The organism is Actinoplanes sp. NPDC049118 (genome assembly GCF_040648555.1).
In the GTDB taxonomy this organism is placed as follows: Bacteria; Actinomycetota; Actinomycetes; order Mycobacteriales; family Micromonosporaceae; genus Actinoplanes.
The window spans coordinates 242,126-251,980 of record NZ_JBEZDY010000007.1 but is presented as its reverse complement, the minus strand read 5'-3'; the positions used below and the strand labels follow the sequence as shown (position 1 = coordinate 251,980).

9 protein-coding genes and 1 pseudogene are annotated in these 9,855 nt (G+C 71.0%); 3 read left to right on the top strand and 7 right to left on the bottom strand.

The window, feature by feature from the left end; translation table 11 throughout:
- Positions 1–1,012 (top strand): annotated as a pseudogene (locus tag AB0B58_RS13325) (hypothetical protein); the annotation flags it as partial.
- Positions 1,013–1,081: 69 nt separating this feature from the next.
- Here the strand turns inward: AB0B58_RS13325 and rplI are convergent.
- The 5 genes from rplI to AB0B58_RS13300 all read right to left on the bottom strand — a co-directional run bounded on the left by rplI (position 1,082) and on the right by AB0B58_RS13300 (position 4,029).
- Positions 1,082–1,531: a 50S ribosomal protein L9 gene (gene rplI, locus AB0B58_RS13320; RefSeq protein ID WP_360222421.1), complete on the bottom strand. Its 450-nt coding sequence runs from the start codon at positions 1,529–1,531 to the stop codon at positions 1,082–1,084.
- Between the two features lie 14 nt (positions 1,532–1,545).
- Positions 1,546–1,785, bottom strand: a complete 240-nt coding sequence (rpsR, locus tag AB0B58_RS13315) for a 30S ribosomal protein S18 (protein WP_007073789.1) — start codon at positions 1,783–1,785, stop codon at positions 1,546–1,548.
- A 35-nt stretch (positions 1,786–1,820) separates the two neighbouring features.
- Positions 1,821–2,390, bottom strand: coding sequence for a single-stranded DNA-binding protein (locus AB0B58_RS13310; RefSeq protein WP_360222418.1), 570 nt, complete (start codon positions 2,388–2,390; stop codon positions 1,821–1,823).
- Positions 2,391–2,458: 68 nt separating this feature from the next.
- Positions 2,459–2,749: a 30S ribosomal protein S6 gene (rpsF, locus tag AB0B58_RS13305; RefSeq protein WP_023563150.1), complete on the bottom strand. Its 291-nt coding sequence runs from the start codon at positions 2,747–2,749 to the stop codon at positions 2,459–2,461.
- Positions 2,750–3,036: 287 nt separating this feature from the next.
- Positions 3,037–4,029: a hypothetical protein gene (locus tag AB0B58_RS13300; protein WP_360222415.1), complete on the bottom strand. Its 993-nt coding sequence runs from the start codon at positions 4,027–4,029 to the stop codon at positions 3,037–3,039.
- A gap of 149 nt (positions 4,030–4,178) precedes the next feature.
- On the opposite strand from AB0B58_RS13300, the gene AB0B58_RS13295 reads away from it, so the two are divergent.
- Complete coding sequence (locus AB0B58_RS13295) at positions 4,179–4,955, top strand: deoxyribonuclease IV (RefSeq protein WP_360222412.1); 777 nt, start codon at positions 4,179–4,181, stop codon at positions 4,953–4,955.
- 295 nt (positions 4,956–5,250) lie between these two features.
- Here AB0B58_RS13295 and AB0B58_RS13290 read toward each other — a convergent pair whose 3' ends face one another.
- The gene (locus AB0B58_RS13290; protein WP_360222729.1) at positions 5,251–5,862 is read right to left on the bottom strand and encodes a pentapeptide repeat-containing protein; all 612 of its coding nucleotides are present in this window, start codon (positions 5,860–5,862) and stop codon (positions 5,251–5,253) included.
- A gap of 57 nt (positions 5,863–5,919) precedes the next feature.
- Here AB0B58_RS13290 and AB0B58_RS13285 point away from each other — a divergent pair, with 57 nt between their 5' ends.
- Positions 5,920–7,719: a hypothetical protein gene (locus tag AB0B58_RS13285; protein WP_360222727.1), complete on the top strand. Its 1,800-nt coding sequence runs from the start codon at positions 5,920–5,922 to the stop codon at positions 7,717–7,719.
- 524 nt (positions 7,720–8,243) lie between these two features.
- On the opposite strand, the gene AB0B58_RS13280 is transcribed toward AB0B58_RS13285, so the two are convergent.
- The gene (locus AB0B58_RS13280) at positions 8,244–9,779 is read right to left on the bottom strand and encodes a glycosyltransferase 87 family protein (RefSeq protein WP_360222409.1); all 1,536 of its coding nucleotides are present in this window, start codon (positions 9,777–9,779) and stop codon (positions 8,244–8,246) included.
- Between the last annotated feature and the right edge of the window lie 76 nt (positions 9,780–9,855).

Genomic DNA, 9,855 nt, shown 5'->3' with positions numbered 1-9,855 from the left:
CGCCGAGCAAGGCGAACCACCACTACCCGGCAACACGGCCGACCCCGCCCGGCAGCGCACCGACCCCGCCGACTGGCGCAACCAGCTCCGCGCCGAGCAAGGCGAACCACCACTACCCGGCAACACGGCCGACCCCGCCCGGCAGCGCACCGACCCCGCCGACTGGCGCAACCAGCTCCGCGCCGAACAGGGCGAACCACCACTACCCGGCAACGCGATCGACCCCGCCGACTGGCGCAGCCAACTCCGCGCCGAGCAGGGCGAACCACCGCTACCGGGCAACGCGGTCGATCCGTTCGGGCAACGGACCGCGCCCCGCTCCTGGCAGCAGGCCGAGCGCGAGGACACGCCGCGCGGTTCGGCGTCCTATCGCGAGGGCAACACCGGCGACTGGCGGCGCGAGCTGCAGTCCGACGGCGACTTGGCCGACGGCGCGTCGAGGCGGATCAGCACCTCCGCCTTCGTGCCGTTCAAGGGCGGCGTCGCGGCGTCCGTCAAGGTACCCGCCGCAAACTCGGCGTCCGAGGGCGCCACGGAGATCATTCAGCGCACCGGGGCGCGGTGGCAGGATCCGCCGGACACGACGTGGCCGCCGCGCGGCGCGGTGTCCCCGGCCGCCGGCACCTACGAGCGGCGGCCGGTCAGCACGCTGCCGTCACCCTCGGCGCGACAGAACGATCTTCTCGAACCCGACGAGGACGTAGAGGAGGACACCGGCGGTCCGCTCGCCGCGGTGGGTTACACCGCCGCCTGGTACGGCGTACCGGTCGTGCTCGTGGTCCTCTACATGCTGGTGCTCAACCGCGGTCAGCAGGCACACGCCCTGACCACCCTGCTCGACGGCGCCCCGCTGTTCGGGTTGTCGCTGGTGCTGAGCATGCTCGTCGCGGTCGGCCTGCGGCGGGCGAGCGGCTCGTGGAAGGCCGCCAGCGTCGGTCTCGCGGCGGCCGTGATGGGCGGCGGCCTCGCCACCGTCCTGAACTCGGCCATCACCGGTCAATCGCTCAGCTGACGAGCAAACCCGCTGGAACACGAAGAAGCGCGCCGACCCGCAGGGCCGGCGCGCTTCTCGTGAGCCGTGTTACTTGGAGCCGACGACGTTCACCGGGAACGACGCGGTCACCTCGGGGTGCAGCTTGACCTGGACCTTGTAAGCGCCCGTGGTCTTGATGTGGCCCGGCAGCTCGAGGCGGCGCCGGTCCAGGGACGGACCGCCCGCGGACTTCACCGCGTCGACGATCTCGGCCGGGGTGATCGACCCGAACAGGCGGCCGCCGTTGCCGGAGCGCGCCGTCAGGGTGACCTTCAGGCCCTCGAGCTGGCCCTTGACCTCATTGGCCTGGCCGAGGTCGCGGATCTCACGGGCGTTGCGCGCCCGCTTGATGACCGTGACCTGCTTCTCGGCGCCCTTGCTCCACAGGATCGCGAAGCCCTGCGGAAGCAGGTAGTTACGGCCGTAGCCGTTCTTGACCTCGACGATATCGCCGGGGGTGCCGAGGCCCGACACCTCCTGAGTGAGGATGATCTTCATATCGGTGCCTCCCCTCAGCGCGCCGTGGCCGTGTACGGCAGGAGCGCCATCTCACGGGCGTTCTTGACCGCGCGGGCGATCTGCCGCTGCTGCTGGGAGGTCACGCCGGTGACCCGCCGAGCGCGGATCTTGCCGCGGTCAGAGATGAACTTCCGCAGCAGCGCGGTGTCCTTGTAGTCGATGTAGGTGATCCCGTCCTTGTCGAGCGGGTTCACCTTCTTCTTCGGCTTGCGAAGTGCCGCAGCCTTAGCCATAGCTCTTACTCCTGAAATCAAGAAGCCCGTCGGGCTCAGAAAGGTGGCTCGTCGTCGAACGAGGAGTTGCTGCCGGCGCCGCCCGAACGGGCACCGCCACTGGAGGCCGGGGCAGCCGTCGCCCAGGGGTCGTCGAAGTTGTTGCCGCCTCCGCCGCCGCTGTTGTTGTTGCTGCTGGGCTGCCGGTTGCCACCACCGCCGCCGGAGGCGCCGAAGCCACCCCCACCGCCTCCTCCGGACCGGGACATCTTCTGCACCTTCGCCGTGGCGTAGCGCAGGGACGGGCCGATCTCATCGACCTCGAGCTCATAGACGGTGCGCTTCTCGCCCTCGCGGGTCTCGTAGGACCGCTGGCGCAGCCGGCCCTGCACGATCACCCGAGCGCCGCGCTGCAGCGACTCGGCGACGTGCTCGGCAGCGTCACGCCAGACGTTGCACGCGAGGAAGAGTGGCTCGCCGTCTTTCCATTCGCCCGACTGCCGGTCCATCGTCCGCGGTGTCGAAGCGATGCGGAACTTGGCGACCGCCGCCCCCGAAGGGGTGAAGCGCAGCTCAGGGTCGTCGGTCAAGTTGCCGACGACCGTGATGGTGGTTTCTCCTGCCATGATCTTCTCCTCGCCGCTTCATGCGTTTCTGCAAGGAGGCTCCCAGAGCCCCCTGACAAAAACGACCGTCAGCGGGTCTCGGGCCGGATGACCTTGGTACGCAGGATCGACTCGTTGAGCCGGAGCTGACGGTCCAGCTCAGCCACGGCCTCCGGCGTCGCCTGCAGGTCGACGACGGCGTAGATGCCTTCGGCCTTCTTGTTGATCTCGAACGAGAGCCGGCGACGGCCCCACACATCGAGCTTCTCGACCGAACCACCCGCGGTGCGGATCACGTTCAGGTACGTGTCGAGCGACGGGGCAACGGTGCGCTCCTCGAGACTGGGGTCGAGGATCACCATGAGTTCGTAATGACGCAAGACGTTCTCACCTCCTGTGGGCTTGGCGGCCACGGTCTCTCCGTGGCAGGAGGTCTTGTGTCGCTCGCAGCAAGAGACCGTGGGCGACGCCCACGGCCGGCACACTGCGAACCGAGCCAGCATACCCGCGCGTGGGCGGACGCCAAAAAGGGCCCCATCCGTGAACGAGGCCCTTCGAGGGGAAAGCCGCGGGGCGTCCGGTCCGCTTTCGCTGGGTGGGACCTGGGGAGGAACGACCACACCGATGAGGTTGGAACGGCCGCCCCGCGGAGCATCTGACGAGAAGTCTACGCGACAGATGCCCGAGATGCACGTTGCGACACAATTGCCCGTATTGCGCCTGCGGCCACCCCCGCCGCACACACCGTCGCGATCAGCCCGAGCAGCCCGATCTGCCGCGACGGCCACATCGGCTGCACCGTCGCGACCGGCTCCGCCGCGACGGCGTACGTCGGCGGCGCGGCCGGGAGGGCGGGTGCGCTCTGCGACTCGGACAAGGTCGGCTCGATCGCCGGTACGCCGCGAAGAATCGTCTTCTCGTCCCCGGGCGGCATCCCCGAGAACGCCGGTTCGACCACGGCCGCCGTACCCCTGGGATTGGACTTGTCCTTGACCCGGGGGGCAGCACCGCCCTGCGGCATGGCCTGTGCGGCCCGGGTCGCGGCCTGCGCGGCGCCGTTGGCCGGCGAGGCGCCGGGCCGCTTCTCGGCCGGCCGGCCGGCGCGGGTGGTCGACTGGCGCTGCGGCCGCGACACGGGAGCGACCGAGTCGGGCATCGACGGGCGGCCGTCAGAGCTCGCGGGCGTGCCGGGACGGGAGGGCGCGGACGGGGTGTCGGAGATCTCCGAGCCGATGGGCGCCGGGATCGGATCGGGCTTGGCCGCCTGCGACGGCGAGGCCGTGACCAGCACCGGCGTGGCCTGGTCGTTCAGCGCGCAGTCCGGGTCGAGGGTGACCGCAGTGGTGCCGCGGCGGAATACCACCTCGGTCGCGCCGTCCTCCGGGACCGGGCCGCTGAACGCGCCGTTGAGCAGCAACGTCGCGCCGTGGCCGGTCCGGTTCACCACGCGCACCGTTCCTTCCGCCGGCACGACCATGGACTCGACGGAGGGCGTGGACTGGCACGAGATGCCGAGCACCCCGCCGCCCCCGAAGATCACCTGCCAGCCGCCCCCCTCGACCTGGTCGGCGTTAGCCGTGCCGGTCGTCAGCAGCGCGGCGCCGAGAAGCAAACCACCCAGCGCCACCGCCGTAACACGGTGTCGGACTTGCCGAGACATGCACCATCTCCCTGCTCGGACCGATTTGCACCGGTACGTAGGTATGTGTGATCTCCTCGATTAACGACTCGCCGACAACCGCGGTGACGCGGACGGGTGCGGACCGCGACGCCGGGTGACCGTCGTAGGTACGTCGTAGGCTCGGACCCATGCGCATCGGAGCCCATGTCGATCCCGCCGAACCCCTCGTCGCGGCCACCGCCCGCGGAGCCGACGCCGTCCAGTTCTTCCTCGCCGATCCGCAGGGCTGGAAGACCCCGGCGCCCCACCCGGACGCGGCGGCGCTCAAGGCGTCCGAGGTGGACGTTTACATCCACGCGCCATATGTGATCAATGTGGCCACGCTCAACAACCGGATCCGCATCCCCAGCCGCAAACTGCTGCTCACCCACGCCCGTGCGGCGGCCGAGATCGGCGCAAAGGGCTTGATCGTGCACGGCGGCCACGTCAACGCCGGCGATGACATCGCAGTCGGATTCGACAACTGGCGCAAGACCTTCGCATACATGGAAAAAGAGGGCGGGCCACCACTGCCGATCCTGATCGAGAACACCGCGGGCGGCGACCACGCCATCGCCCGCCGATTCGACAATCTGGCCAGGCTGTGGGACGCGGTGGGCGAATTCGGTGCGGGCTTCTGCCTGGACACCTGCCATGCGCACGCGGGTGGCGAGGAGCTTCTCAACATCGTGGACAGGGTCAAGTCCATCACCGGCCGCGTCGACCTGATCCACGCGAACGACTCGAAGGACGGCTTCGATTCCGGCCGCGACCGGCACGACAACCTCGGCAGTGGCAAGATCGACCCAGACCTGGTGGTGGCGGCGATCCGCGCCGCGGGCGCCCCGGCGATCGTCGAGACGCCGGGCGGGGTGGAAGGCCAGGCCGCCGACATCGCTCTCTTGCGCGAGAGAGCGGGCAGCTGAGCCAGCCTCACGAGGGAGCAGCATGACGACCGAGCGGCCGCAGGTCGGCGCCGATCCCGCCGCGCCCGGGGACGCCACGCCCGCCGCCACCGGCGGGTCGACCTCCGCCGACGCCAGCGATCCGACGGCATCCGCCCCGCCCGCCGGATCCGCACCACCCACGGCATCCCCACCGCCCACGGGATCCGCACCACCCACGGCATCCGCCCCGCCCGCCGGATCCGCACCACCCACGGCATCCCCACCGCCCACGGCATCCGCGCCGTCTGGCGGAGCCGCAACGCCGAGCGGATCCCTAGCGCCCGAGTCGCCCGAGGGCGATGCTGCGGTGCCGAAGCGGGTCCGGCGGTGGGCGGGTCTCCGACGGGGCCGCGCCGCCAAGACCGAACCCGCGGCCACCGGAATCCTGCGCCCAGCGGTCCCGCCACCCGCGGACCCGGCGGGCCCGGATCGGCTGTCCACCATGGAGAGGGCCGCAGCGGCCCACCTCGAATTTCCCGCCAATGGTTCGACGGGCGACCCTCCCCCCGAGACCAAGCCCGGCGACAAGCCTGTGCAGACGCCTGGAGGCGGCACAACAGCGGCGACGGAGCCAGCCCCCAAGGCCTCTGCGGGCTTGACGCCGGCCCGGGGGACAAAGACAGGCGAGACCCCGAACAAGAAGGCCAAGGCCGGCGGCCCAAGTGCCGAACCCAGCGACACCCCGAGCCAGGCAGGCGCGAACCAGGCGGGCCCGAGCCAGGCGGGCCCGAGCCAGGCTGACGCGAACCAGGCGGGCCCGAGCCAGGCAAGCGCGGGCCAGGCGGGCGCGAGCCAGGCGAAAGAGGTCGGTGAAACCCCGGGCTCGCAGACCACGGCGGCCGCCGGGAAACCCGATGTCGAGCCGAAGCCCGGTGAACCACCCCATGCCGAGACGGCGGACGGCGCCGCGAGCGCGACCGGCAACCGCCGGCGCAGGCCGAGGCTGCCGTCACTCCGCCCGCCAGGCGCCCCGCCGGACCCCTGGACCGCCTTCGCGCAGACCTCAGAGCGCGGCCCGGGCCGGATCCGCCGCGCCGTCCGCGTCGTCGGCCGCGGCCTCATCCACGAGTACGCCCTGGTCGTCTACGGCTCGCTGCTGCTCGCCGTGCTCGTGACCTGGCCGGCCCTGCGCTACCCCCTGCACACGTTCCCGCACGACATCTGGGATCCCTCCCGACAGGCCTGGCAGGTCTCCTGGACCGGCCACATCCTGATCACCGACCCGGCCAGGCTCTGGCAGTCGAACGCCTACTTCCCCGAGCCGTACAGCTTCGCGTTCGGGGACCACCTCCTCGGCTACGCCCCCGTCGGCATGCTCGGCGAGGGACCGCTCGCGGCCGTCCTGCGCTACAACATCCTCTTCGTGCTCGCACACGCCCTGCTCACCATCGGCGGCTACGCGCTGATCCGGCAACTCGGCGCCGGGCGAACCGGGGCGATCGTCGGCGCTGCCGCGTTCGCGTACGCGCCGTGGCGGCTGGCGCAGGAGGGGCACCTCGACATCGTCTCCGCCGGCGGCATCCCGCTGGCCCTTGCGATGCTCGCCCGCGGGCACGGCTGGTCGATGCGGTACGGCTTCCGGCCGGATCGGCGGCACGCGGGCTGGGCGGCGGCGGGCTGGCTCGTCGCCATCTGGCAGCTCGGTCTCGGATTCTCGCTCGGCCTGCCGTTCGCGTACGTGCTCGCCCTCATCATCGTGATCGTCGCGGCCGCGGTCCTGGTCCGTCGCCTGCGCCGCCGGTCGCCACGGCCGGTGCTGGGCTGGCGGCTGCTGATCACCGACGGGCTGGGAATTCTGATCTTCGCGGGCGTCGGCGCCATCATCGCGCTGCCCTACCTGCGAGTGCCGGACTACGGTCCCGCCGCCACGGAGATCCGGTTCTTCTCGCCGCCGCTCCGTAGCCTGCTGATCGGCCCGGCCGAGTCAAGAATCTGGGGCGCACCGCACGCCGTGGCCCGGGAGTCGCTCGGCTGGCCGGCCGAGATGACGCTGCTGCCGGGGTTCGTGCTCTATGCGCTCGCGCTGGTCGGCCTGGTCTTCTCCGTTTGGCGCATCTGGCAGCGGTTGCTGCTACTCACCGCCGTCGTGGTCGGCGTCGTCTTCACGCTGGGCTCCACGTTCTTCGACGGTCGCTGGACCTACCTGCCGCTCTTCGGCCACCTGCCCGCCTCGTTCGGCGTGCGGGTACCCGGGCGGCTGATGCTCTGGGTGACGCTGCTGCTCGCGATTCTGGCCGCCGGCGCCGTCGCCGAGTTCGTCCGCCGAGCCGAGCACCTCGCCGCGCACCGCATGCCGCCGCGGCCGGGGCCGTGGCTGCGCCTTGCGACGTTCGTGCCGCTGCTGCTGGTGCTGGTCGAGTCCTGGAGCACGATCGCGCACCCGGTCGTGCCGGAGCAGCCCTCGGCGATGCGGACGGTCACCGGCCCGATGCTGGTCCTGCCGACCGCGGCCCTCACCGACCAGACCGTCATGCTGTGGTCCAGCACCCGGTTCCAGCAGATGGCGAACGGCAGCGGCGGCTTCGCCCCGCAGCGCCAGTCCGACCTGCGCCGCGCGGTCGCCACGTTCCCGGACGCCGCCAGCGTTCAGTACCTCCGCACGCTGAACGTCAACACGGTGCTGCTGCTACGCAAACAGGTCGCCGGCACCCCCTGGGAGCGCGCGGGCGACGTCCCGGTCGACGCCCTCGGCATCCGCCGGGAAGACCTCGACAACGACTCCGTGGTCTTCCGCCTGAACTGAGCAGCTCCGGCCACCAACCAGCCCGCCGGGGCTAAGCCGAGGACCCAAGCACCCCGCCCGCCGGGGCTAAGCCGAGAGCCCAAGCACCCCGCCCGCCAGGGCTAAGCCGAGAGCCCAAGCACCCCGCCCGCCAGGGCTAAGCCGAGAGCCCAAGCACCCCGCCCGCCGGCGCTAAGCCGAGAGGGGCCCTGCCGCCGGCCCGCCGAGGTCGAATCGAGACAGCCCCGCAGGCCGCCTGCAGCAACCGGCACCACGAGGGAGCCGGCTGGGACGCTCCCAACCGACCCACGGCAAGCCAGCCCCAGAGGCAGCGCGGACAAGCCCGCTACACCCGCAGCGCTCACACCGCGACCGACGCCAGCGGAGGCAACGGCACCCGCGGCAATCAGCCGACCGCGCCCAACACCGGGAAGGGCCGAGACACCCGCATCGGCGCCCACCGCAGCCGACACAGAAAAACTGCGGCACCCGCGGCGGTCAGCCCACCCAGCCCACACCAAGAAAACCCGCAGCACCCGCCGCGATCAACCCACCGGGGTCGGCGCCGCAGGAGGTGGCGGCGGCGCGTGCTCGGGCATCAGCGAAGGGGCGGAAGGCAGCGGCTCCAGCCGCAGCCGCTGCCGTAACGACGACACCCAACCCGCATCATGCGCCCCGTCGAACACCCCGCCGTCCGGGTCGTCGGCGTAGGTCCGCCGGACCGGATCGAGTTCGGGCCGCCAGATCTCCCGGATCACCAGCCCGCAGAGGATCGCCACCGTGATCAGGCGCAGGCTCGAGGCCAGCACGAACGTCCCCTCCGGGATCACCGGCTTGCCGCCGGCCCCCAGCAACTCCGCGTAGAACGCCGTGAAGTAGCCGATCTCCGCCACCGACCAGGCGATGATCGCCCCCCAGCGCGGACGGGCCAGCACGATCAGCGGCAACAGCCAGAGCACGTACTGCTGCGACCAGACCTTGCTGAAGATCAAGAATGCCGCGACCACCAGGAACGCGACCTGGGAGACCCGGGGACGGCGCGGCGCGAGCAGGCAGAGCACCCCGATCGCGGCGCAGGCCAGGAACGTCAGCCCGTACGAGATGTTGTTGAGGACCGGGACGTGATCACTGAGCCATTGGAACGGGCCCTGATCGCCGGCGACGCCGGTGTTCCACTTCGTGTCGAGGTAGCGGCCGATGTACCAGGAGGTGCCCCAGTCGATCGGCCGTTCCCGGTTGAGCTGGAAGAACCGGTCCCAGCTGTCCCGGTACAGGACGGCGACCGGGACGTTTACGGCCAGCCAGGCGACGATCGCCGAGCCCACCGCGAACAGGGCCTGCGTCAACCGCTTCGAGCGCAGGCCGAGCACCACCAGCGGCCCCAGGATGAACAGCGGCCAGAGCTTCGCCGCGCCGCCGAGGCCGAGCAGGACGCCGGCGAGCACGGGCCATCGTCTGGCCCAGGCGTAGAGCCCGAACATGGCCAGTGCGATGGCCAGGAAGTCCCAGTTGACGGTCGCCGTGACGAGCAGGATCGGCGACAGCGCGAAGATCGCGGCGTCCCAGGGCCGGCGGCGGCGCAGCGCGAGGATCATCGCCACGGACGCCACCGCCAGTGCCGACAGGACCAGGGCATTGACGTTGTAGAACCACTTGCCCTGGTTGATCTCCGGGTACTTCTGCCCGAGGGCGTGCACCGGAAGGCCCAGCGCACCCATGAAGTAGCCCGTGACCACGGGGTACTCCACCGGATGGTCCTTGTACGGCACCTTGCCCTCGTTGAGCCCCTCGGCGTAGTAGAGGGCCAGCACGTCGGTGTAGCAGAACCGGGTGTACTGGATGTTCTTCTGCCAGTCCCCGTCCTGGCAGGGCGACTTCTGCACCCAGCTCATCGCCAGCATCAGGCAGGTCAGCGCGAGGATGATGCGCTGCGCGTTCCAGAACCGGCCGGGCCGGGCCCCGGGGCGTACGGCATGGTCGCCGAGCGGCCCGCCGATTGCCTGCGACAGCCCTCGGACGAAGCCGTCCGATTCGGCGGGCAGGTCTTGCCGGTCGGGCTCCGGAGACGAAGGCGCGCTCATGCTTTGGCATCATGCCGCATCATCGGGGCGGACAGACGCCGCCCTCCGGCACAGTCGGCCTACAAGGCCACAGAAC